This is a genomic window from Arthrobacter sp. H5 (assembly GCF_000520595.1).
Classification (GTDB): domain Bacteria; phylum Actinomycetota; class Actinomycetes; order Actinomycetales; family Micrococcaceae; genus Arthrobacter_D.
In genome coordinates, this window is the sequence record NZ_KI915000.1 from 175,475 (window position 1) to 199,321 (window position 23,847).

Annotated in this window: 20 protein-coding genes and 2 pseudogenes; 13 read left to right on the forward strand and 9 right to left on the reverse strand. The window is 61.3% G+C overall.

Annotation, left to right across the window (positions count from 1 at the left end; genetic code table 11):
- From Y708_RS29870 to Y708_RS25020, 3 genes and pseudogenes are all read right to left on the reverse strand, one after another.
- A pseudogene (locus tag Y708_RS29870) lies at window positions 1-316 on the reverse strand (aminodeoxychorismate synthase component I); the annotation flags it as partial.
- 18 nt (window positions 317-334) lie between these two features.
- Window positions 335-952, reverse strand: coding sequence for a LysE family transporter (locus Y708_RS0113530; RefSeq protein WP_028280353.1), 618 nt, complete (start codon window positions 950-952; stop codon window positions 335-337).
- A 9-nt stretch (window positions 953-961) separates the two neighbouring features.
- Window positions 962-1,895: pseudogene (locus tag Y708_RS25020) on the reverse strand (NAD-dependent epimerase/dehydratase family protein).
- A gap of 129 nt (window positions 1,896-2,024) precedes the next feature.
- Here Y708_RS25020 and Y708_RS0113540 point away from each other — a divergent pair.
- The 8 genes from Y708_RS0113540 (at window position 2,025) to Y708_RS0113575 (ending at window position 11,779) form a co-directional block, all read left to right on the forward strand.
- Window positions 2,025-2,720, forward strand: coding sequence for a TetR/AcrR family transcriptional regulator (locus Y708_RS0113540; RefSeq protein ID WP_028280354.1), 696 nt, complete (start codon window positions 2,025-2,027; stop codon window positions 2,718-2,720).
- Between the two features lie 93 nt (window positions 2,721-2,813).
- Complete coding sequence (locus Y708_RS0113545; protein WP_028280355.1) at window positions 2,814-3,404, forward strand: restriction endonuclease subunit S domain-containing protein; 591 nt, start codon at window positions 2,814-2,816, stop codon at window positions 3,402-3,404.
- A complete protein-coding gene (locus tag Y708_RS0113550; RefSeq protein WP_028280356.1) occupies window positions 3,401-4,939 on the forward strand; it encodes a type I restriction-modification system subunit M in 1,539 nt (512 codons plus the stop codon). The genes Y708_RS0113545 and Y708_RS0113550 overlap by 4 nt, the downstream gene beginning before the upstream one ends.
- The gene (locus Y708_RS0113555) at window positions 4,932-5,963 is read left to right on the forward strand and encodes a virulence RhuM family protein (RefSeq protein WP_028280357.1); all 1,032 of its coding nucleotides are present in this window, start codon (window positions 4,932-4,934) and stop codon (window positions 5,961-5,963) included. The genes Y708_RS0113550 and Y708_RS0113555 overlap by 8 nt, the downstream gene beginning before the upstream one ends.
- On the forward strand, window positions 5,960-7,186 hold the full coding sequence (locus Y708_RS0113560) for a restriction endonuclease subunit S (RefSeq protein WP_081746790.1): 1,227 nt from the start codon (window positions 5,960-5,962) through the stop codon (window positions 7,184-7,186). The genes Y708_RS0113555 and Y708_RS0113560 overlap by 4 nt, the downstream gene beginning before the upstream one ends.
- Entirely contained in the window at window positions 7,179-10,313 is a 3,135-nt protein-coding gene (locus Y708_RS0113565; RefSeq protein ID WP_028280359.1) for a type I restriction endonuclease subunit R, read from the forward strand. The genes Y708_RS0113560 and Y708_RS0113565 overlap by 8 nt, the downstream gene beginning before the upstream one ends.
- The gene (locus tag Y708_RS0113570; RefSeq protein WP_028280360.1) at window positions 10,310-11,044 is read left to right on the forward strand and encodes a M48 family metallopeptidase; all 735 of its coding nucleotides are present in this window, start codon (window positions 10,310-10,312) and stop codon (window positions 11,042-11,044) included. The genes Y708_RS0113565 and Y708_RS0113570 overlap by 4 nt, the downstream gene beginning before the upstream one ends.
- A 51-nt stretch (window positions 11,045-11,095) precedes the next feature.
- A complete protein-coding gene (locus tag Y708_RS0113575) occupies window positions 11,096-11,779 on the forward strand; it encodes a VOC family protein (RefSeq protein WP_253905811.1) in 684 nt (227 codons plus the stop codon).
- Between the two features lie 28 nt (window positions 11,780-11,807).
- On the opposite strand, the gene Y708_RS0113580 is transcribed toward Y708_RS0113575, so the two are convergent.
- From Y708_RS0113580 to Y708_RS25025, 6 genes are all read right to left on the reverse strand, one after another.
- Window positions 11,808-12,206 carry a type II toxin-antitoxin system VapC family toxin gene (locus Y708_RS0113580; protein ID WP_028280362.1) on the reverse strand — a complete coding sequence of 133 codons (399 nt, stop codon included), beginning with the start codon at window positions 12,204-12,206 and terminating at the stop codon, window positions 11,808-11,810.
- Entirely contained in the window at window positions 12,185-12,496 is a 312-nt protein-coding gene (locus Y708_RS0113585; protein ID WP_253905812.1) for a type II toxin-antitoxin system Phd/YefM family antitoxin, read from the reverse strand. Before Y708_RS0113585 ends, Y708_RS0113580 begins: the two co-directional genes overlap by 22 nt.
- A gap of 103 nt (window positions 12,497-12,599) precedes the next feature.
- The gene (locus tag Y708_RS0113590) at window positions 12,600-13,109 is read right to left on the reverse strand and encodes a low molecular weight protein-tyrosine-phosphatase (RefSeq protein ID WP_035776341.1); all 510 of its coding nucleotides are present in this window, start codon (window positions 13,107-13,109) and stop codon (window positions 12,600-12,602) included.
- A gap of 79 nt (window positions 13,110-13,188) precedes the next feature.
- Window positions 13,189-14,799, reverse strand: a complete 1,611-nt coding sequence (locus Y708_RS0113595; protein WP_028280365.1) for a phytoene desaturase family protein — start codon at window positions 14,797-14,799, stop codon at window positions 13,189-13,191.
- A gap of 18 nt (window positions 14,800-14,817) precedes the next feature.
- Window positions 14,818-15,615, reverse strand: a complete 798-nt coding sequence (locus tag Y708_RS0113600; protein ID WP_028280366.1) for a methyltransferase domain-containing protein — start codon at window positions 15,613-15,615, stop codon at window positions 14,818-14,820.
- An 8-nt stretch (window positions 15,616-15,623) separates the two neighbouring features.
- The gene (locus Y708_RS25025; protein WP_051478989.1) at window positions 15,624-16,109 is read right to left on the reverse strand and encodes a MarR family winged helix-turn-helix transcriptional regulator; all 486 of its coding nucleotides are present in this window, start codon (window positions 16,107-16,109) and stop codon (window positions 15,624-15,626) included.
- Window positions 16,110-16,209: 100 nt separating this feature from the next.
- Between Y708_RS25025 and Y708_RS25030 the strand changes: the two genes are divergently transcribed.
- The 5 genes from Y708_RS25030 (at window position 16,210) to Y708_RS0113630 (ending at window position 23,747) form a co-directional block, all read left to right on the forward strand.
- Window positions 16,210-18,396 carry an MMPL family transporter gene (locus Y708_RS25030; protein WP_051478990.1) on the forward strand — a complete coding sequence of 729 codons (2,187 nt, stop codon included), beginning with the start codon at window positions 16,210-16,212 and terminating at the stop codon, window positions 18,394-18,396.
- A gap of 117 nt (window positions 18,397-18,513) precedes the next feature.
- The gene (locus Y708_RS25035) at window positions 18,514-19,728 is read left to right on the forward strand and encodes an aminotransferase class I/II-fold pyridoxal phosphate-dependent enzyme (protein WP_035776266.1); all 1,215 of its coding nucleotides are present in this window, start codon (window positions 18,514-18,516) and stop codon (window positions 19,726-19,728) included.
- A gap of 357 nt (window positions 19,729-20,085) precedes the next feature.
- A complete protein-coding gene (gene dnaK / locus Y708_RS0113620) occupies window positions 20,086-21,978 on the forward strand; it encodes a molecular chaperone DnaK (protein ID WP_028280367.1) in 1,893 nt (630 codons plus the stop codon).
- A gap of 2 nt (window positions 21,979-21,980) precedes the next feature.
- Window positions 21,981-22,670 carry a nucleotide exchange factor GrpE gene (locus Y708_RS0113625; RefSeq protein WP_028280368.1) on the forward strand — a complete coding sequence of 230 codons (690 nt, stop codon included), beginning with the start codon at window positions 21,981-21,983 and terminating at the stop codon, window positions 22,668-22,670.
- 87 nt (window positions 22,671-22,757) lie between these two features.
- Window positions 22,758-23,747, forward strand: a complete 990-nt coding sequence (locus Y708_RS0113630; RefSeq protein WP_028280369.1) for a DnaJ C-terminal domain-containing protein — start codon at window positions 22,758-22,760, stop codon at window positions 23,745-23,747.
- The last annotated feature ends 100 nt before the right edge of the window (window positions 23,748-23,847 follow it).

Consider the following 23,847-nt stretch of genomic DNA (forward strand, 5'->3'; position numbering starts at 1 on the left):
CGCCCTCCACAATCACAATGTCGGCGGGCTCGCTGACCTGGTGCGCGCCGTCGTCGTTGGTGGTCCAATCCCAGGCCCGCCAGCGCGCCGTCTCTCCGCCGGCAAGTGGGGTAAGCACCCGCTGAACGTAACGGTTCATGCCGTCCGCCAGCCCGTCCCAGCCGGGATAGATGTCCTCCAGATGGAAGAGTGTCACGCTGTGGTGCTGGCGCAGCAATGCGGCGAGCTCGACGGCGAGAGTGGTTTTGCCTGCGCCCGACCGTCCGTCCACGGCAATGACCAGGGGTACGACGGCGGCGGCGGCTTTCAGTGCCATGCAGGGCTTTCGGTGTTCTTAGGCGAGCGCGAGCAGTATGCCCACGGCTACAAATAGTAGGCCAAAGGTGCGGTTCAAAAATACTTGTCCGCGGCGGTCGCGGGTGAAGCGCTGGAAGGACCGGGCGGTTGCGGCGAAGAAGAACCACATGACCAGCACGTCGATCGCCACAACCGTCCCGGCGAGGACGCCGTACTGGCCCAGGAGTGGCTCCTCCGGCTGGATGAACTGCGGCATGAAGGCAAGGAAAAAGACGATCGCCTTGGGATTGAGGAGGTTGACCCACAGTCCCCGGCGGAACATCGAAGCGGCACCTTCACTGCCAATGGTGCCGGCTTCCTCGGCGAGGTTGGGCGGTTGGAGGAATTTCCGGATGCCGAGGTACACCAGGTACGCGGCGCCGGCATAGCGGATGACGTTGAAGGCCAGGGGGGAGCCGGAAACCAGCAGGCCAACACCGGCGGCAACAACAACAATGTGGATCAGAAGGGCCAGCTGTTGTCCCAGAATGCCCCACAGGGAGCGCCGGAAACCCGCAGTAAGCGCGTTGCTCATGGTGTTCACCGCGCCGGCGCCGGGCGTAAAGCTAATGAGGGTGCCGGCACCTACCAGGCCCAGCCAAACGGAGAGAGTCACCGGATCATTCTAGGTGCCCGCGGCCCGTGTCCTCCACCACTGGACTGTTGATGCGACCGCCTCGGTCAGCGGTGTGGGCACGAGTCCCAGTGCCTCATTGCTGCGCCCTGAGTCCATCACAAACGGGCCGTCGAACTGGTAAAGCATCTCGCCGATTTCTTTGGCGTCCGTGGATACCAGCCCCGCGGCCCGGAGCAGCCAGCCCGGGAGTGCTTTCACCCTGGCGGTTGGAGCGCCGGCAGCTTCGGCAAAGCGGTCGGCAAGCTGCCGCTGGGTCAGGGCGGGACCTGTGGGGGCGTGCAGTACGGAGTTCCACAACTTCGGATTGTGTGCCGCGGAAATCATCGCTGCCGTTAGATCGGGCACGTAGGTAAAGGAATGTGGCTGGTCGGCGCTTCCCAGGACCCGCACGGTCTTTCCCGCCAGGACCCGGGGCACCAGGCGTTCGCCCGCATGGGCATTCATCACCCGTGGACCAAAGAAATCCGACGCGACCACGCTCACTGTGGGTGTGGCTGATGCTTCGCGTGCGGCAAGTAACGCTGTGCGGACACCGCGTTTACCTCCCTGCGCTTCGCGCGGGCTATCCTCCGTCATCACCTCGTGGCGGCGGCTGTAGGAATACAGGCTTTCGGGAAAGACGACGACGACGCCGGCCCGCTGCCTCCAGTACCGTCCCTTCCGCGCGGGGCAATTCCGCCTCCCAGGACGCGGCGCTGTACACAGATCCGTGAACGCAATGGAACACAGCGGCGGCGCCGTCCAGGTGCCCGGCTAATTGCGTTGGATCCGACACGTCCACCCGGGCCCTTTCGATCAAGAGGTGCTCTGGACCGGTCCCTGATCGGGTCAGGATACGCACCCGGTCTCCGCGGGCCGCCAGTTGCTCGGCAATGGTCCAGCCGACAGGTCCGGCGCCGTTCACTACGTAATGCTGTGCCACATCTTCCTCGTTTCCCGTGTGAATGAGAGCAGTGCTCTCTGTTTATAAGAATGACCGGATTGATTCATCTTGTCAAGAGCAGTGCTCTCTTTAGTTGACAATGCTCTCGTTAGCGCAAATTATTGAACCATGCCAACCACTCCCCGTGACCGGGCGCGCGCGCAGACCATGGAAGAGATCACCCGTCTGGGCCGCGAGCACCTCGCCGTTCACGGCGCGGCCGGGCTGTCACTCAGGGCCGTGGCCAGGGACCTTGGGCTGGTTTCGTCAGCGGTTTACCGGTACGTAAAAAGCCGTGACGACCTCCTCACCCTCCTGGTGGTGGATGCTTACACGGAGCTGGGTGATCAGGTGGACGCAGCGGTCGCCGTAGTGGACCGAGCGGACCACGGCGGCAGATTCCGCGCGCTCGCCCGGGCGGTCAGGGAATGGGCGCTGCGGGAGCCCGCGGGCTACGCGTTGCTGTTTGGCAGTCCCGTGCCCGGCTATGATGCTCCGGCCGACCAGACAACGGGTCCGGGTACGCGGGTTGTTACCGCGTTGGTCCGTATTTTCGACGACGCACACCGCGCCGGGGTGCTGTCTCCGCCGGGGGCAGCCGGATTGCCTGCCGACCTCTCCGCGGACGTGCACCGGATCCGTGAGGAGATGGGCCTGGCAATGCCCGAGGAGGTCATTGCGACGGGGGTGCTCGTGTGGGCTGCATTGTTCGGAGTCGTCAATTTTGAGGCGTTCGGCCAGTATGGGCCGCATACATTCTCTGCTCCCGACCAGCTCTTTGAGCACCATCTGACGGTTCTGGAAGCCGCGATCGGGCTGGGCTGATAGATTGAAATGCGTAAGTGTTTTAAACAGTAGTTGCATTACAGGTAAAGTCTACGTACTGTTTCAGTAGAAACACTACTGGAGGTGATCCTAATGTTGCTTACTGATGTTGCCCGTATCAGTTCCGGGGTCACAGTGCGCGAACGCCTGGACCGGAGCTCTGAGGGAGTGTTGGCCATTCAAATGGCAGATATCTTCATTGGCAACGCTTTGGAATTGCGGCACATGGCCAGGATCTCCTCGCCGCATCCCCGCTACCTGGTCTCCCGTGGCGATGTGCTCCTGCGTTCGCGGGGCCAGGCGACCATAGCCTGGGCAGTCCCTGAGGACCTGCCGGAGCCAGCCGTGGCTGTCTTGCCACTGTTCATTATTCGTCCCAGCACCGACACTTATGATCCGGATTTCCTCGCCTGGTGGTTGAACCAATCGGCGGCGCAAACCCATCTACGGCGTGCAGCACAGGGGCAGACCATCCAGATGGTGGCGAAGGCAACGCTTGAATCGGTGCCGCTGCAACTGCCGCCGCTGGCGCAGCAGCGTCTAATTGCCATGGCTGCTCACTTGGCATCAGCTGAGGCTCAGCTGATGCACCGTCTGGCGGATTCTCAGAACACACTTCGACAAGCTCAACTGATTTCCGCAGCCCTCGCTGGGCAGTCCCACCAGAAAGCAGGCCGCAGATGATCACGCAGAAGAGTTCCACGCAGGATCAAGTCACCCAGAATCAGATCAATAGCGCTGCGTGGGCGGCTTGTGACACGTTCCGTGGTGTGGTGGACGCCACCCAGTACAAGGATTACATCCTGGTGATGCTGTTCGTGAAGTACATTTCGGACATTTGGACCGAGCATGCCGAGCAATATAAGAAGCAGTTCGAAAACAACCCGGACCGCGTGGACGCGTTGTTAAAACGTGAGCGGTTCCCGCTCCACCAGACGGCTACCTTCAACCATCTGTATGAGAACAGAAACGCTGCCAACATTGGCGAGCTCATCAACATAGCTCTGGCCGCCATCGAGGATGACAACCGCGCCAAGCTGGACGGCGTATTCCGCAATATTGACTTTAATTCGGAAGCGAATCTGGGCCAGCCAAAGGACCGCAACCGGCGGTTGAAGAACCTGCTGGAGGATTTTGCCAGGCCGGCGCTGGATCTTCGCCCGTCGCGGGTGAGCGATGACATCATTGGTGAGACCTATATCTACCTGATCTCAAGGTTCGCTTCGGACGCAGGCAAGAAAGCCGGTGAATTCTATACGCCACGTTCCGTCTCTGAATTACTGGCTCGTCTTGCCTCTCCATGCGAAGGCGACAGCATCTACGATCCCTCCTGTGGATCGGGTTCACTGCTCATCCAGACCGCGGGGCAGGTGGGAAGCAACAATTACGAGCTGTATGGCCAGGAGGTCAATGGTTCCACCTGGGCTCTGGCGCGGATGAACATGTTCATGCATGCCAATGACAGTGCGCATATTGAGTGGGGCGATACCCTTAATGACCCCAAACTGCTGCAGGGCGATCAGCTCAGGCAGTTCCAAGTGGTGGTGGCCAATCCGCCGTTCTCTCTGGACAAGTGGGGAGCAGAGGTGGCGGAGTCGGATCGTTTTGGTCGCTTCTGGCGTGGTGTCCCGCCGAAGAGCAAGGGGGACTACGCCTTTATCTCCCACATGATCGAATCAGCACGACGCCGGACGGGCCGGGTTGCGGTGATTGTTCCCCACGGTGTGTTGTTCCGAGCCGGTTCCGAGGGGCGCATCAGGAAGTCGCTGATTGAGGAGAACCTGCTGGACACGGTGGTGGGTTTGCCAGCGAATCTCTTCACCACCACTGGCATTCCGGTGGCCATCCTGATCTTCGACCGTTCGCGTGAAAAGGGCGGCGCCAATGAGGGCCGCGACGACGTCCTATTCATCGATGCCAGCCGGGACTTCACCCCGGCCAAGGCGCAGAGTTTGCTGGACGAGAACCACATTGAACGGATCGTTGTGACCTACCGCGGTAGGTCACAGGCTGAGCGCTACTCACGCCTGGTCCCGCGGGCGGAGATCAGCGAGAACGACTACAACCTCAACATCCCGCGGTACATCGACACCTTCGAGGCCGAAGCCGAGATCGATGTTGCTGCCGTGCAGCGTGAGATCGACCAGATCGAAGCAGAGCTGGTGGAAGTCCGGGCCCGCATGGCGGGTCACCTGAAGGAGTTGGGTCTCGATGACTGACAACCCCGATGCTAAGTCCGGCGGCGCGGCGGGTGAAATTGTTCTGTACACGAGCGACGACGGTCTGGCTCACGTTCAGCTTCGGGCCGTTGACGGCTCGGCCTGGGTGACGCAGGCGCAGCTTGCCGAGCTTTTTCAGACGACAACACAGGCTATGACGCAGCACATCGCCGCAATATACGCAGAGGGTGAACTTAGCGAGGCGGCAACTTGTAACGATTACTTACAAGTTCGCCAAGAGGGCGGTCGTGAGGTCCGCAGGAACTTGAAACACTACAATCTGGACGTGATTCTGGCCGTTGGCTATCGGGTGCGCTCGCCGCGTGGCGTGCAGTTCCGCCGCTGGGCCACCACCGTACTGAGCGAGTACCTCATCAAGGGCTTCGCCATGGATGATGCCAGGCTCAAGGATGCCAAGCAGTGGGACTACTTTGACGAGTGGCTTGAACGCATCCGTGACATCCGCGCCAGCGAGAAGCGTTTCTATCAGAAAGTGCTGGACCTCTATGCCACGGCCGTGGACTACAACCCGAAGTCGGACGAGGCGGGCGCCTTCTTCAAGGTGGTGCAGAACAAGATGCTCTGGGCAGTCACTGGAAAGACGGCGGCCGAGCTCATCAAAGCCCGCAGCGATTCGGACGCCCCGAACATGGGCCTCACCAGCTGGGCCGGAGGACGGGTCCGCAAGGGCGACGTTTCCACGGGCAAGAACTACCTGTCCGGCAAGGAACTGGAGGGGCTGAACAGCATCGTCACCATGTACCTGGACTTCGCCGAGAACCAGGCGAAGCGCCGTCTGGTGGTAACCATGGCCGACTGGAAGGAAAAACTCGACGCCTTCCTCCAGTTCAACGGACACGAGTTGCTTGTGGACGCTGGCAGTGTGCGCGCGGAAGTTGCGAAGAAGCTTGCGGAGGGCCGGTACGGGGAGTTCGACGCGAAGCGGAAGGCCATCGAGGCGGGCGCGGCAGACGAAGCCGACTTTGCGGAGATCGAGCGGTTGAGTAGGGACGGCAAGGAATGAGAGCTCAGGCAGGATGGGCGGATTCAAAGCTCGATGAAGTCACGCTGCGAGGCAGCGGGCACACTCCAAACCAACAGCATCCTGATTACTGGGATGGCGACATCGGATGGATCTCGCTTGCTGACAGTGGCCGCTTAGATCAAGGCTACATATCATCATCCACCCGTCGTATTACAACGCGTGGCATGGAAAAATCGTCAGCGGTTCTACATCCCGCGGGCACGGTCATCATGTCGCGTGACGCTGGCGTGGGCAAGAGCGCTGTACTTCGAGAAGCTATGGCGGTGAGCCAGCATTTCATTGCCTGGGATTGCAGAGCCATGGGCGTGCTGGAGCCTTGGTACTTGTACTACTGGCTGCAGACTCATAAGGGGTATTTCGAGCGAATGGCCGTTGGATCGACGATCAAGACAATTGGGCTCCCACTGTTCAAGAGGCTCACTATTTCGCACCCGCCCCTCCCGGAGCAGCGGAAGATCGCAGAAATTCTCCGCACCTGGGATGACGCGATCGAGCGTGCAAACACGCTTGTTGTCCGCCTACGGGGGCAGCACCGGCTGCTACTTCAGGGACTGATTGCGCGGCACGCTCACGGATCGCATGTGGCATTGGGTGATCTTGTTGAACCCGTTAAGGCGAAAAACGCTGTTGGCGAGACGAACGTACTTACTTCGTCGGCGCGCGAAGGACTGGTAAGCCAGACAGAATACTTCAACAAAAGTGTGGCGGGGAAGAATCTCGCGGGGTACTACCTGTTGCACAGAGGCGATTTTGCGTATAACAGGAGTTCCTCGGCCGGGCACCCGTTCGGAGCCATACGAAGGCTCGATCGATACGACCGAGGCGTCATCTCCACGCTGTACCTGTGTTTTAGGCTGCAAGAAAATTCGCCGATGTCAGGTACGTTCCTGCAGAATATCTTCAATTCAGAATTGCTCGATAGGCAGTTGTCTCCCATATGTCACGAAGGAGCACGAAGCCACGGTCTTCTGAACATTGCCCAAGCCGATTTCTTCGAACTCGTAGTTCCAGTGCCTTCGAGAGAAGCGCAGGAGATCGCGAACAGGGCGCTCGCCGCCTCTTCCTCTGAGATCAGGCTCGTCAAACGCAAAGCCGAACTCCTCCGCACCCAGAAGCAGGGACTCATGCAGAAACTACTCACAGGGCAGGTACGTGTGAACGTGGCTGCTGACATCAACGCAGGGGGACAAGACAATGGCTGAGCACACTTTCGACGCCTCCGAGCTCAGCCAGTCGCAGGGTCCGGCCGTGCAACTGCTCGAAGCAGTCGGATTCACCCAGCTCACCCCTGCAAAGGCATTGCAGGAACGCGGCGGCAGGCAGAGCAACGTACTCTTCAACGGAATCCTGGCGACGCAAATCCTCAAGATCAACCAGTTCACCCACAAGCAGCGCCAATATCCCTTTGACATGGCGGACGCGGAAGAGGCAGTGCGGCGGCTCGCGCCCAGGCTGGAACAGGCTAAAGGCCCGCAGGCCGCCAGCCTGGACGTGTACGACCGCCTCATTCTCGGCACCACCATCACCAAGACCGTGGACGGCGACAGTAAAAGCTACTCACTGCGCTACATCGACTGGCAAAACCCCGCCAACAACGTCTTCCACGTCACCACCGAAATGCGGGTGGAACGCACCGGCAGCAGTGCAACCCAGCGCCTTGACGTCGTTGGCTATGTGAACGGCATCCCGTTCATCGTCATCGAAAACAAACGCCCCACGGAGGAACTCAAAAAGGCCGGAAGCCAGCTGATCGCGTACCAAAACAGTGACGGCATACCGCAACTGTTCCACTACGCCCAACTGCTGATCTCCGCCAACCGCCAGGAAGCCCGCTATGCCACGGTCGGGACGCAGCGGAAGTTCTGGGCAAGCTGGCAGGACGAGGAGGACACCGACGCTGACATCCAACCGCTCGTACCCGGACGGACCGTCAGCGCACAGGACCGCCTCCTCTACGCGCTATGCCGGCCCGAGCGATTGCTTGACCTGGTCCGCCGCTTCACCGTGTTTGACTCCGGAACGCGCAAGATCGCCAGGCACCAGCAGTACTTCGCCGTCCGCAGAACCGTGGAACGCGTGCTGGCGAACGGCGATGAAGAACACCGCAACGGCGGCGTCATCTGGCACACCCAAGGCTCCGGCAAGTCACTCACCATGGTGATGCTCGGCAAAGCACTGGTGCTGGACCCCCGGGTGACGTACCCCCGGATCATCATCGTGACCGACCGGGACGATCTCGACAAACAGATCCGCGACACCTTCCTCGCCTGCGAGCTGGAACCCGTCCGCGCCAAGAGCGGCAAACACCTCGGCGAACTGGTACGCGGCGGAACTCCGCTGATCACCACACTGATCAACAAGTTTGATGGCGCCGCCAGCCGCGAAGGCCGAGACGATTCCGCTGACATCTTTGTCCTGGTCGACGAAAGCCACCGGAGCCAGACCGGCCGGTACGGCGGCTACGGCCAGTTCCATGTGGCGATGCGCCGGGTACTGCCCAACGCCTGCTATCTCGGCTTCACTGGAACACCGCTGCTGAAACGGGAGAGGAACACTGCGGACACCTTTGGCGGAATTATTCACAGCTACACCATTGATGAGGCAGTGCGTGACGGGTCAGTGGTGCCCATCCTGTACGAAGGCCGCCTCGTGGAACAACAGATCACGGCCGGTGTGATTGACGCCTGGTTCGAGAAGATCAGCGACGGGCTGACCGACCAACAAAAGCGCGATCTCAAGCGGAAGTTCAGCCGCGACGATGCCCTCGGAAAAACCGCGCAGGCCATCCGCGCCAAGGCTTTCGATACTTCCGAGCACTACCGTCAACATTGGCAGGACACTGGATTCAAGGCCCAACTGGTGGCGCCGAACAAGGCCGCAGCCATCCGTTTCAAGCAGGAACTCGACGAGATAGGCCACGTCGCCAGCGAAGTGATCATTTCCCCGCCCGATGACGCGGAAGACCGGGAGGAAGTAGACGCCGAATCACGGGAAGTTGTTCGGCGTTTCTGGAGAACGCAGATGGCCCGCTACGGCACCGAGGCAAACTACACCGAACAACTCATCAAACAGTTCAAAGGCTCAGGAGTGCCGGAGATCATCATTGTGGTCTCTAAACTCCTCACCGGGTTTGACGCCCCCCGCAACACCGTCCTTTACCTCTGCAAGCCGCTGCGGGAACACTCCCTGCTGCAGGCCGTGGCACGAGTCAACCGGCTCTTTTCGGAGGGAGCGGCCGAAAAACAGTTCGGCTACGTGGTGGATTACGAGGGTCTCCTCGGCGAGTTGGATGAGGCACTGACGTCCTACAATGCGCTCGGTGACTTCGACGCCCAGGAGATCGCCGGGGCTGTGCTGGACATCCGTGAACAGATCCGTCTGCTGCCGGGGCGATGGAGCCATGTGTGGGACCTGTTCAACACCGTTGCCGGGAAAGACGACATGGAAGCGTTGGAACAGCACCTGTTTGACGAACCGCTCCGACACGAATTCTACGAACGCCTCAAAACTTTTGGCCGCACACTTCACCTGGCGCTGTCCAGCGACAAACTGCTCGATGTCATGACCCAGGCACAAGTGGACCGTTATCGGAATGACTACGCGCAGTTCGCCGAGCTGCGTCTGGCGGTGCAGAAGCGCTACCAGGAGACAGTAGACCTGCGCGACTATGGACCACGCATTCGCCGTCTGCTCGATGACCATGTGACCGCGCTGCCGGCCCAGACAATCATCGAACAACTCAACATCAACAATCCCACAGCGCTGAAAGCCGTTGTGGATGAGGAAGGCACCACCTCCGGCTCTAAGGCAGACCGGATTGTCAGCGCCACCAGGAAGACCATCACGGAGCGGATGGCCGAGGACCCCGCCTTTTACGCGCGATTCTCGGAACTGCTGCAGCAGGCAATCGATGAGTACCGCCGTCGTCGTGATGGGGAGCGGTACCTGCTCTTGGCGCAGACAATCGCGGAGCAGTTGGTCAGTGGCGACCGTGGGGAACAACTTCCCGCCGCAATAGCGCACGACGACGACGCCGCCGCGATTTACGGTGCGCTCGGCACAAGCTTCCTCGAGTCGACTCTTAAGGAGTTCCTGGCCGTCCCCAAGGATGAAAGGGCGGAAACAGCTAAGACTGTTGGCGACATTATCCGCAGCCGGATGGTGGTCAACTTCTGGACCAAGCCAAATGAACAAAATGCTTTGGCCACTGCACTGGACGACTATTTTTATGACTTCGGTGAGCGTCGCGGAGTTCAGATGCAGCAGTCCGTGGTGGACAGTCTTACCTCGTCAGTCCTCAAAGTAGCCCGGGCGCGCTTCAAGACATGATGCCGGAAACGCGGCAGGTTCATTACGGGGAACAGATTATTGAGTATCGTTTGGAGCGCCGTGAACGCTCCACGCTGGAGATCACAGTTGAGCCTGACGGTTTGGTGCGTGTGGCGGCGCCAATCGAGGCTGCTGTCGAGGACATCGCTACCAGGGTCCGCAGGCGCGCGCGGTGGATCCTTGCACAACAACGCACTTTCGCGCGGTTCCATCCGCGCACACCTCCGCGCCGATATGTGCCCGGAGAGACGCATCTTTACCTGGGCAGACAGTATCGGATCCAGGTGTCGCCCAATGAGGCTGTGGATGGTCCTGATGCTCCACGGGTGAGGATGGTCCGTGGCTTCCTCGAGGTGACGGGTGTTGCTTTCCGGGACACCGCGGCAATTGAGAGGCACATAACCCTGTGGTTTCGCCAACGTGCACGCCTGCACCTTCCGCGCCGAGTCGAACTGAATCGTCAACGGTTTCCTGACCCCACAGCAGTGGAACCAGCAGGTCTCCGCCTGTTGCGAATGCCAACGCGTTGGGGCTCCATGTCTCCGGCGGGCAGGCTGCTCCTCAACCCTGACCTTATCCGCGCACCCATGGACTCCATCGACTACGTGATCACCCACGAACTGTGCCACCTGCTCATTCCAAGCCACAGCAGAAACTTCTACGAGCTCCAGGAAACGGTTATGCCCGACTGGCAGCGGCGCAAGGAGCGACTCGAACGGATCATGGCGTAGGGGAGGCAGGGGATCCTCAGCGATGCCTCCTGCGAAGCGCAGCCAACCCCCATGACTATTCAGATGCCCGGTGGCATACTGGGGCGCATGGAACAGCTCACCACCAAGCAGGTTCTCGATTCGGGTCTTGATGACTGGCGCAAGCTGGCCCAGGCCCTCCACGCACGGTTCCGGACGGGTAGTTTTGTGGCCGGCCTGAAGTTCGTTACCGCTGTTACCGACGCCGCCGAAGAGGCCAACCACCATCCGGACGTGACCCTGACCTACCCGTTTGTGGATGTGAAGCTGATCAGCCATGACGTCGCGGCAGTGACCCAGCGTGACGTGAACCTGGCCTTGCGGATCAGTGAAATTGCGCGCGCGCAGGAGATATCCGCCGAGCCGGGCGCCGTAGCCGAGATCGAACTGGCGCTGGACACCGCTGACCTCGCCGCCGTCGGGCCCTTCTGGGCCGCTCTCCTGACCGGCAGCATAGACTCGCAGGCGGGCGACGACGTCGCAGACCCCGGAGGCAGGGTGCCGCTTCTCTGGTTCCAGCACACAGATGCACACAAAGTTCCCCGTCAGCGCTTCCATGTTGACCTGTGGGTGCCGCATGATGTGGCCGAGATGCGTATTGCGGCCGCGGTGGCCGCCGGTGGCACGGTGGTTGACGACGAGCAGGCTCCGTCATTCGTTGTCCTGGTCGATCCCGAAGGAAACAAAGCCTGCGTCTGCACGTGCCTCGAACGCTGAATCCAGAGCGGGCCAGGCATAAAAACAGCTACCAGAGCGTGCTCAGCGGTTCGTAATCCCGCATTGCCTGGTCGCTGGTGATGACCGTTGCCCCTTCGATCAAGGCCTGGGCCGCAATCAGCCGATCAAACGGATCGGCATTATCCCAGTCAAGGGAAGCGGCCGTCAAAGCGTGCTCGGCGGTGACGCTGACGGTCAGGGGCGCCACCCGGCGCACATGGTGCTCATAGCCAACAAAGACTTTGTCCAGTCCGGGAAGCTTTCCCCGCTGAAACTTGTAGGCCAACTCGTAGGCGGATGCGGCGGAAGCATAGAGCGTTTCGTCCATGCTGCTGATGATCCGCTTGGCCTTGGGCGAGAGGGAGCGCGGGTTGACCATCGCGAATAGCAGGGCCTGCGAGTCGATCAGGTAAGGGGTTGTTCCCACAGGTCTTTCTCCTCTCCGGTCATCGGTTCAAACGCTTCTGCCGGAACGTCCAGAGGGCCCAGAAAACCGAGAGTACGCTTCAAGGGCCGCTCAAGCTTCACCAGCTTGGCAACAGGCCGCCCGCCGCGCGCGATGATCACCTCATCACCCCGCTCCACCATGTGGAGCAACTCAGATAGTTTGGTTTTGGCTTCTTGAACGTTGTACTGGCCCATGTTGACCAAGTCTACTTGGTCAACCTCTGCCGTATATGGTTCCGGCCAGTATTCGTATCGGTCAAATGTGGTCATGAAGCGACAGTAGGCGTCGGGATCGCCAGGAACAGCCGCACATCGGTCTATGTGGAAAAGGGTCAGCTTTTCGCGGTTCTGTGGAGGATTGGTGGGCGCTGTATCAACCGGTGGTTTCCTCCCGCGCCAACTCTTCCAGCACAAACTGCACGACGCCGGGCACCGCACCGGCGATCAGCGTGAACGTTGTGTCGAAATCGGTGTCGTCGCCGAACCAGGGATCATAAATTCCCAGGCCGGCGATGTCCGTACCGGCAACCGCTGGGTCGAATTCGCGCAGCATTCGCACTTTGCCACGTGAGCTGTTATCGGGCGCGTCGCGGCGCAGTTCCGCATAGTGGTCAACGTCCAGCGCGAGGATCAGATCCCGCTCGGAGTACCAGGACGCCTCGAATTGCCGCGCGCGGTGATCCGTGCTTACCAGGCTGAGAGAGGTCAGCTTCGCCGCTGCCCGCCTGTCGATAGCATTGCCGGCCTCCCACCCGGTGGTGCCCGCGGAGTCGATAGCGACGTCGTCGGCTAGTCCCGCGTCACCGAACGCAGTCGTCAGCATGATTTCAGCCATGGGCGAGCGGCAGATGTTGCCAGTGCAAACAGTGACTATCCGGTACATGGCTCTGAGTCTAAATGCGGATGGGATGAAAGCAGTGCTGGATGGTTGCGCGTCCATGGGCATGACTGCGTCAGGCGGGTCACATTTCCAGCAGTGCCATCGCCGCACTGTGCCCGCCGAGTCCGCTCACTCCGCCGCCGCGCCGGGAACCGGCACCACACAGCAGAATTCGCGGGTGGTCCGTCGCTACACCCCAGCGCTGCGCCGGTGTGTCCAACGGTTCGTCGTCCTCGGCAAATGGCCAGGAGAGCGGACCGTGGAAGATGTTGCCGCCCGTCAGCCCCAAAGCTTCCTCAAGGTCTAGTGTGGTCTTCGTCTCGATGCACAGGGCACCTGAGGGATCGTGCAGGATACAGTCTTCGATGGGCTCGGCCAGCACCCTGTTAAGTGACTCAAGGACCGCCTCCTGCAGGGACGCCCGCAGTTTGTCGTGGTCTGCACCGGAAACCAGCCGGTGCGGTGTCTGCAGCGAGAACACCGTCAACGTGTGCGCTCCGGAATCACGCAGCTCCGTCGACAAGATGGACGGATCAGCCAGCGAATGGCAATAGATCTCGATCGGCAGGGGAGAGGGAATCCGCCCGGCAGCCGACTCCGAATACGCAGTATCCAGCTGCGAGTACAGCTCATTGATGTGGAACGTTCCACCGAACGCCTGTTCGGCAGTCACCTCCGGGTCCAACAACTGCGGCAGACGTGAGAGGAGCAGGTTCACCTTGACCTGCGCGCCCTCGGCGTCAGGGTGCGACGACGGCGCGAACCCCGACGCTCCCGGCCCGCCCATCAGGCGCCCCAACACAGCGGGCGTAACGTTCGCGAGCACAAACTCGCCGTTGACGCTCGAGGAAGCGCCGCCGTCGTCATCGCGCTGTTGGGTGTAATGCACGACGCCGTTGGGCGCCACCGCGGTCACGTCCGCACCTGTGCGGATCACCACACCCGCCGCGCTGGCCGCGGCTTCCAGCGCACCGGTGACCGCGCCCATGCCACCAACCGGCACGTCCCAGTCGCCCGTTCCGCCCCCGATCACGTGATAGAGGAAGCACTTGTTCTGCTGCAGATCCTCATCGTGGGCACGGGCGAAGGTGCTGATCAGTCCGTCGGTGAGAATCACACCGCGGGCGAGGTCGCTTTCCACGGCTCTTTCCACCACATGGCCGAGGGGCTGCTCGATGAAATCGGTCCAGATGTCGTCGTCGCCAATCAGCGACCGCATTTCCGACCGCCGCATCAGGGGAGCAGTAACTGTGGGCCACACCTTTTCCGCAAGCATCGATGTGCGCCCGTAAAACTCAGCGAACCCGGCGGCATCCTGACCGGCACCCACGCGTTTGAAGCTTTTTCGCGTGGCCTTACGGTCGTCGTTGTCGACGAGCAGGCCTGATTCGCCGCCCGGCAGCGGCGTGTAGGAGGAGTAGCGTCGGCGGACCAGTTCAATGTTCAGTCCCAGGTCATCGATCACCTGCGCCGGGATCAGACTGACCAGGTAGGAGTAGCGCGAAAGTCGCGCACCCGTTCCCGGAAACGCTTCGGCGGAAACGGCTGCGCCACCCACCTGGTCCTGGCGCTCCAGCACCACCACGCTGCGCCCCGCCTTGGCCAGGTACGTGGCAGCAACCAGTCCATTGTGGCCGCCGCCCACCACCACCACATCAAAATGCTCGTGCTCAGCCGCTCTGGATTGACCCATCCAAATACCCTAACAACCTCACACCCGCGCGATGATCTCTCCGCACGGGATGAGGAACCAGCCGTCCGGCGCTTCTCCCCAGCGGAGCCAGCCGGCGGCAAGCCGCTCGAGTTGTCCCTGATCCGCGAGTCCGCGTTCCAGGGATTGCTCCGCAAATGCGGAGTGAACCACACGCTCCGACCATACTTTGGCGTGCCAGCGGCGGCGCTCGTCGGTGGCGTAAAGCCAGTTCGACGACGACGGCTCGATGCCCGTCAGGCCCGCCTCCTGCGCCCAGGCAATCAGGTGGCGGCCGGCGTCGGGCTCTGCCCTGTTGCTCCGCGCCAACTGCTGGTAGGTGTCCATCCACTCGTCCAGTTCTGCCGTGGGTGGATACCAGGTCATACCGTGGAAGTCCGCGTCGCGGATGGCGATGATTCCGCCTGGCCGGGCAACTCTGCGCATCTCCCGCAGCGCTGCCACAGGATCGGTCAGGTGCTGCAGCACCTGGTGGGCGTGAATAACGTCCAGCGATTCATCGGGAAAGTCGAGATCGTAGACATTGCCAGTCTGAAAAGTCAGGTTCTCGGTGTCGGTGTAAGTTTCATTGGCCAGCTTGACGACGTCGGCGGAGCGGTCCATCCCGATCACACGCCCGGGTGCCACCAAAAGCGCAAAATCGGCCGTGATGCTTCCGGGGCCACAGCCCACGTCCAGCACGTGCTGGCCGGGTTCTAAATGCGGGAGGACGTAGGCTGCCGAGTCCCGCGCACGGCGGGTGGCATGTGCTCCGACAACACTGCGGTGATGGCCATGGGAGTACACCTCGTCGCTCATACTTGAGGTTACTCTGCCGGATGGGTTGCTGCGCTGCGCCCGGCTGTATGGCGCGCCTGGATCGTGGCTTCGGTGACCTTGCCCATCATCGCTGCGAGCAGCGCGAGTTCCTCTTCCGAGAAGCCGTCCAGCGCCCAGTTGATGTGCTCGGCCAGCGGAGCAAAGAGCTTGCGCCCGGTGGTGACCGCCTTATCAGTCATTTCCAGATGCACCCGACGGCGGTCCACATTGCTTCGGGCGCGGGTCACATGACCCGCGTGATCCAACCGGTCGATGAGTGCCGTCGTGGCGGGCGAGCTGAGGTTCAATGCCTCCCGCAGCATTCCAGGAGTGACTGTTGATCCGGACCGCGCGGCCCCCATCATCACGCCCAGGGCATTCAGATCGGTCCGGTACAGGGCGTCGCGGGCGCTGACAGCGTCAACGTAACGGTCGGTTTCGACCGTGAACTGCTGCAGCAGGGCCATCAACTGCGGGCGCGCTTGGGGGGGCATGTCTCACCTCTTCAGATTTAAGATTAAGCCATCTGTCAATTTATCTCCATCATAGATATAGTCTTTAGCGGAGATAAGTTCGATTGAAGGGGTAAAACTGATGTTCACGAAGAAATGGGTCCGGGTACTTCTCCCGGCGGTCATCGTGTTGATCTGGCTGTTGGGGGCGGGCTTCGGCGGGCCGACGTTTGGCAAGCTGGAGGAAGTCTCCAGCAATGACCAGGCATCATTCCTCCCTGCGAGCGCCGAATCCACCGAGGCGGGTGAACTGCGGGAGAACTTCACCGATTCCACGGCAATTCCGGCTATTGTCGTGGTCGAATCCGAGGTCGAAATAGCGCCACAGGACCTGGGCGTCTACGAGGAGCTGGGTGTAGCCCTGGGCGACGTCGAGGGCCTCGAACCATCGACGGAAGGCGGGCCGACGGTCATCGGCCCCATTCCGGCCGAGGATTCCCTGGCGGTCCAGTTCATCGCACTGGTGTCCGGCGACGCGGAGTTGAGTGAGGTGGTTGCTGAACTCCGCGCCGTGCTGGATGAAGAGGTGCCGGCCGGCACTCAAGGGTTTGTCACCGGTCCGGCGGGTTTCACCACGGACTTGGTCAGTGCATTTGGCGGGATTGACGGAATTCTTCTGGCGGTGGCGTTGGGCGCGGTGTTTGTCATCTTGCTGGCCGTGTATCGCTCCTTGATCCTTCCTTTCCTGGTCCTCTTCACGTCCGTCTTTGCCCTGGCCACCTCAATACTCCTTGTGTACGCGCTTGCCTCCTGGGGGTGGATCCAGCTGAGCGGGCAGAGCCAGGGGATTCTGTCGATCCTGGTCATCGGCGCCGCCACCGACTACGCACTGCTGCTCGTAGCGCGGTACCGGGAAGCACTGACGGAATTCGCATCGAAATGGGATGCGATGCGCGTGGCCTACCGCGGTTCGATCGAGCCCATTGCGGCGTCCGGTGCAACGGTGATTATCGCGCTGTTGTGCCTGCTGTTCTCCGATCTCAACTCCAACCGGAGCCTCGGCCCGATCGCGGCCATCGGCATTGTCTTTTCGCTGCTGGCGGCGCTGACCCTGCTGCCGGCGTTCCTGCTGCTGTTTGGCAGGGCTGCGTTCTGGCCGCTGCGGCCGAAGGCCGGCACACATCCGGTGGAAGCCTATACAGAGAATGCGACAGGAATGGAGGGTCTCCGCGGTCTGTGGAAGCGGATCGCCCACGTTGTTTCAAAACATGCCCGTCCGGTCTGGATTGCCTCCTTCCTGGTGCTCGCCGCAGGGTCCCTTGGGCTCCTCCAACTGCAGGCCAACGGTGTGCCTCAGTCCTCGGTGATCCTCACTCCGTCCAACGCTGTGGACGGCCAGGAAGCACTCGCACGCCACTTCGACGCTGGTGCGGGCAGCCCCGTGGCGGTGATCGCTCCGGAAGAACAGCAGGATGATGTGCTTGCCGTCGTCGAAATCCAGGAGGGCATCGCCGAAGCCAGCGTGAGCGCTGAACCTGATGGCGCCGTCGTCGTGCGCGATGGGAACGTCCTGATTAACGGGACCCTCGACTTCGCGCCCGACTCCGATGAGGCAGGAGAGGTGGTCCGGGACCTCCGGTCAGCGCTGGACGCGGTCAGCCCCGACGCGCTGGTGGGCGGCGTGACCGCCATCGCGGTGGACACCAATGACACGGCGAGCGCGGACCTGGTCAAGATCATTCCGATAGTGCTGGGCGTAATCCTGGTGATTCTGATGCTGCTGCTGCGCTCGGTCCTGGCTCCCGTGCTGCTGATCGGCAGTGTGGTGCTGTCCTATGCAACCGCTCTTGGAGTATCGGCGCTGGTCTTCAATAACCTGCTGGGCTTCGACGGAGCTGACGCGTCGGTGCCTCTGTTTGGGTTTGTCTTCCTGGTGGCGTTGGGCGTGGATTACAACATCTTCCTGATGACGCGGGTGCGGGAGGAGTCACTGCGGCTTGGGACGCGGCCCGGGATCCTGCGGGGTCTCGGTGTCACCGGCGGGGTCATAACTTCTGCCGGAGTGGTGCTGGCGGCGACTTTTGCAGCGCTCGGGGTGATTCCCATCCTGTTCCTGGCGCAGATTGCCTTCATAGTGGCGTTTGGGGTGCTGCTTGACACGGTACTGGTGCGTTCGCTCCTGGTGCCGGCGCTGGCTTACGACATCGGGCCGGCAATTTGGTGGCCCTCCAAGCTGGGCCGGACGGGTGGTCCGTCCCACCGCGGTGCCCCTGATGCTTCGTCGGAGAAAGAACACGAGCGCCGGGAGGAACCAGCGCACCGCGAATGACGTCGGGGGTGGGCAAAATTCCTCTTTACAGCGGGATCCGCGAGGGCCATAATCGGTCACACCACAGCCGCCACTGACTTCAGCGCGCTGCCCTTCGACACCAACTGGAGTGCTGCCATGAATGGTGAATCCCATGGATCCGGGGCATCCCGCCGAGCACTCGCGGTGGCGGGCATTGGACCCTACCGGTCCCTGAGCACCTTCTTGGCCTCTTCAACCTATGCCCGTCGCCAAAACGAGCCTGGGATCTGCGATTTCACCCTGGGCAATCCGCACCAGATGCCACCGCAGGATTACGTGGAGGCATTGCGCGGGGCGGCAGTGCCCCACAGCGACCAGTGGTTTGCCTACAAGCAGAGCACTCCCGAGGCCCGGGAAGCGGCGGCAGCATCCCTCCGCGGGCATCTGGGGATCCCGTTTGATCCCGTGGACATCCACCTCACCACAGGAGGATTTGCGGCGATAGCCCTGGCGCTGAAGACCATAGCGGATCCGGGAGATGAGGTGATCTACACCCTGCCGCCGTGGTTCTGCTATGAACCGCTCGTCGTGGAGGCGGGGCTGGTGCCGGTGAAGGTGAAGGCACGCCTGGAGACCTTTGACCTGGACATCGACGCGATACGGGCCGCGATCACTCCCCGGACGCGTGCAGTCATTGTCAACTCTCCGAACAACCCCACGGGAAGGATCTACCCGCCCGTCCTTCTCGAGGAGCTGGGCGCCGTCCTGGAGAAGTCATCAGCTGCGACGGGACGGCGGATCTACATCATCTCGGACGAGCCGTATAACCGCATCGTCTTTGACGGGGCGCACTTCCACAGTCCCGCCGAGTTCTATCCCTACACTCTCCTGGCCTATTCCTACGGGAAGACGCACCTCTCCCCGGGACAGCGGCTGGGCTATCTGGCGCTGCCGTCGGAACTGCCGGGGCGGGAGCAGCTGGGGGAGGTGATCACTGCCCTGCAGGTGGCCATGGGTTGGATCTATCCCAACGCGATCATGCAGTATGCACTTCCCCGGCTTGAAGAGTTCTCCATCGACATTGGTCTCCTTCAGCGCAAGCGTGATCGGCTGGCCGGTGCGCTGGAGGAGATGGGGTACCGGCTGATCCGGCCGGAGGGAACGTTCTACCTGTTTGTCCGGTCGCCGGTCCTCGATGATGAGGCCTTTGCTGGGATATTGGCTGCCCGGGACGTCTTTGTTTTGTCAGGGACCATGTTTGAGACACCCGGCTTTTTCCGCATCTCGCTTACGGCAAGCGAGGAGATGGTTGAGCGCAGTCTTCCGGCGTTTGCCGCAGCCTTCGACCAAGCAGCTGCCCTGGTGGGGTGAGTATCCCACTGAGCGGGGTGGCTCACTGGGAAGGAGCAGATTCTGCCCAGTGAGTCTCTGCGATCAATGGAATATTCCCACCCGGCCGCGGACGTGAACGACGACGACGGCGACCGGCTGGGCTCGTTCTCTCATGGCGGAACCGCCTTACGAACGCCCGCAACTGCGCGCTCCAACCCGGCCCGCCGTCGGCGTAAGAGCCAAGTTGAGCGAACTCGACTCAACTCTGGTTTGACACCCACATGAGCCTGGGTACAGTTGAGTGCAGAACGCTCAATCTACGTGCCCGGTCCTGAAACCAGACGTTGAGCGGACAGTTTTTATAACTGAGCTACCGGGCTTTCGAAAGGAAAACGCATGTCACGTGCAGTAGGTATTGACCTCGGAACCACCAACTCTGTTGTCTCAGTTCTCGAAGGTGGCGAGCCCACCGTTATTGCCAACGCGGAAGGTGCACGCACCACCCCATCCATCGTTGCCTTCTCCAAGGGCGGCGAAGTCCTGGTCGGCGAGATCGCCAAGCGCCAGGCAGTCAACAATATCGACCGCACCGTTGCTTCCGTCAAGCGCCACATGGGTACTGACTGGAAGATCGACGTCGATGAGAAGACCTACACCCCGCAGGAAATCTCCGCACGGATCCTTCAGAAGCTGAAGACCGACGCCGAGAGCTACCTGGGTGAAAAGGTCACCGATGCAGTGGTCACCGTTCCCGCATACTTCAATGACGCGGAGCGCCAGGCCACTAAGGAAGCCGGCGAAATTGCCGGCCTCAATGTCCTCCGCATTGTCAACGAGCCAACCGCTGCAGCACTTGCCTACGGTCTGGATAAGGGCAAGGAAGACGAGCTCATCCTGGTCTTCGACCTCGGTGGCGGCACCTTTGACGTCTCCCTGCTTGAGGTGGGCAAGGACGAGGATGATTTCTCCACCATCCAGGTCCGTTCAACCGCGGGCGACAACCGCCTCGGCGGCGACGACTGGGACCAGCGCGTAGTGGACCACCTGCTGGCCCAGGCAAAGGCAAAGGGCGCCGATCTGTCCAAGGACAAGATCGCCCTGCAGCGTCTGAAGGAAGCAGCGGAGCAGGCCAAGAAGGAACTCTCCTCGGCAACCTCCACCAACATTTCGCTCCAGTACCTGTCAGTCACTGCTGACGGCCCGGTCCACCTGGATGAGCACCTTTCGCGTGCCAAGTTCCAGGACCTCACCAAGGACCTGCTGGACCGCACCAAAAAGCCCTTCCACGATGTCATCGAGGAAGCAGGCATCAAGGTCGCCGACATCGACCACATTGTGCTGGTCGGCGGCTCCACCCGCATGCCCGCCGTTGTGGAACTGGTCAAGGAACTCGCAGGCGGTAAGGAGCCAAACAAGGGCGTCAACCCCGACGAGGTTGTTGCCGTGGGTGCGGCGCTCCAGGCTGGCGTGTTGAAGGGCGAGCGCAAGGACGTTCTGCTGATCGACGTCACTCCGTTGTCCCTGGGCATTGAAACCAAGGGCGGCATGATGACCAAGCTCATCGAACGCAACACAGCCATCCCCACCAAGCGCAGCGAGACCTTCACCACCGCGGATGACAACCAGCCGTCCGTGGCGATCCAGGTCTTCCAGGGCGAGCGCGAGTTCACCAGGGACAACAAGCCGCTGGGCACCTTCGAGTTGACCGGTATTGCTCCGGCTCCCCGCGGAGTTCCACAGGTTGAGGTTACCTTCGACATTGATGCCAACGGCATTGTGCACGTGTCCGCCAAGGACAAGGGCACCGGGACCGAGCAGTCCATGACGATCACCGGCGGATCCTCCCTCTTGAAGGAAGACATCGACCGCATGGTCAAGGAAGCCGAAGAGCACGCTGCCGAGGATAAACAGCGCCGCGAAGCAGCGGACACCCGCAACGGTGCCGAGCAGCTCGCGTACTCCACGGACAAGCTCATCGCCGACAACGCGGACAAGTTGCCGGAAGAGGTAAAGACCGAGGTCCAGGCCGACGTCGACGCCCTCAAGAAGGCGCTTGAGTCGCAGGACAATGAGGCTGAGGTAAAGAGTGCGTTTGAGAAGCTCCAGGCTTCCCAGACCAAGCTCGGTGAAGCTATTTACGCCCAGGCCCAGCAGGAAGGTGCCACCGGTCCCGGTGCGGCTTCCGGTGCACCTGCCGGAGACGCACCACAGGACGGCGCCAAAGAGGACGACGAAGACATTGTTGACGCCGAGGTAGTGGACGAAGACAACGCCGAAGAAAAGAAGTAGCCATGCCGCACCACGGAAACGAAGAAGAGCATCAGTCAGAGCCGGTTAGCTTCCGGGACAACCGGAAGATCGATCCCGAGACGGGCAAGGTCCGTGGGCAGCAGGACGCTTCGACAGACGGATCCGATGTCGACGCCGGGGCGGCAGGTCACGAACCTGCCGACCCCGCGGGTCGGGCATCGGACGAGGGGACCGACGACGGCGACGCACTTGCCCAGGCCGAAGCAATCCTGAACGAGGCGGGCATTGAGGTTCCCACGGAGGTGCCTGTTGCCACCGACGCGGAACTCGAACTTCGCAATGATCTTCTGAGGCTGCAGGCCGAGTACGTCAACTACCGCAAACGTGTTGAGCGTGACCGTGACGTTGCCCGGGATATGGCAGTAATCGGAGTACTGAACTCCCTGATGCCGGTGCTGGACGATATCGATGCGGCACGTCAGCACGGCGACCTCGCCGACGGACCGTTTGCGGCGATCTCCACCAAGCTGGAGAACGCGTTGAAGACCTACGGTCTGACGCGAATCGATGAGACCGACGTGGAGTTCGACCCGAACATACACGAGGCCCTCATCCAGCAGCCCAGCGCCGACGTGCAGTTCGACAGCGTCAGCCAGATCCTCCGTGCGGGCTATAAGAAGGACGACCGTGTCCTTCGAGCAGCCCAGGTGATTGTCGCTGTTCCTGAGTAGGTTCCAGGCCGGTGTGGTCTCCCCGGAGACCGCACCGGCCATAGCTTTACCACGTACGCTTCAGAGCCACAGATAAGGAGACGCCAATTGGCTAGTCAGGATTGGGTCGAGAAGGATTTTTATAAGATCCTTGGTGTCTCCAAGGATGCCTCGGGTGCCGATATCAAGAAGGCGTACCGGAAGCTGGCCCGGAAGTACCATCCGGACCAGAATCAGAATGATGCAGCCAAGGAGAAGGTGTTCAAGGACATCTCCGAGGCCTACTCGGTGTTGTCCGATGCCGAAGACCGCCAGCAGTATGACGCCATCAAGGCGATGGGCGGCGGCGCACGCTTCACCGCCGGAGGCTCAGGCGGCGCCGGCGGCAGCGCCGGATTCGATGACATCTTTGGCAATCTTTTCAACCAGGGCGGCGGACGCCAGAGCACACGCAGGCAGACCGGATTCGACAGTAGTAACCTGCCTCCCGAGTTTGCCGATCTGTTTGGTGCGGGCGGGGGCGGATTCCCCGGAGGCTACCAGGCGCCACCACGCAAGGGAACCGACCGGACGGCCACCACCAGCATTTCCTTCGCCGGCTCCATCCGCGGCACCACCATCGGTCTGCGTGAACCCTCCGGTGAGGTGATCGACGTCCGCGTCCCCGCAGGAATCAAGGATGGTCAGAAGGTTCGTGTTCGTGGAAAAGGACAGCAGGGTCCGGCTGGCGCGGGCGATCTCATGGTGGCGGTCAGCGTGAAACCACATCCGTTCTTCCAGCGTGACGGTGACAACATCCGTGTGCACGTCCCGGTAAGCTTCCCCGAAGCGACGCTCGGGGCACAGATTGAGGTGCCCACCCTCACCGGCGACGCTGTGAAAGTGAAGGTTCCGGCCGGAACGCCGTCGGGCCGCACCCTCCGGGTCAAAGGCCGTGGCGTCTCCACGGCCAAGGTGACCGGGGATCTGCTGGTGACGATCGACGTCGTCGTACCCCAGAACCTGAACAAGGAAGCCTCAGCCGCAGTGCAGGCTTTCGCCGAAGCCACCGCGGATGCCAATCCGCGTCTGGGCCTCGCGGACAAGGCAAAGCTCTAAAACGTGAATCGACTCTCCCCGAAATGACGTTCTGAGGGGCCAAAAGCAGCTGAGAACGTCCGTTTGGGGAGAATCGATGAAGAATGACGGAGGGAGGTCA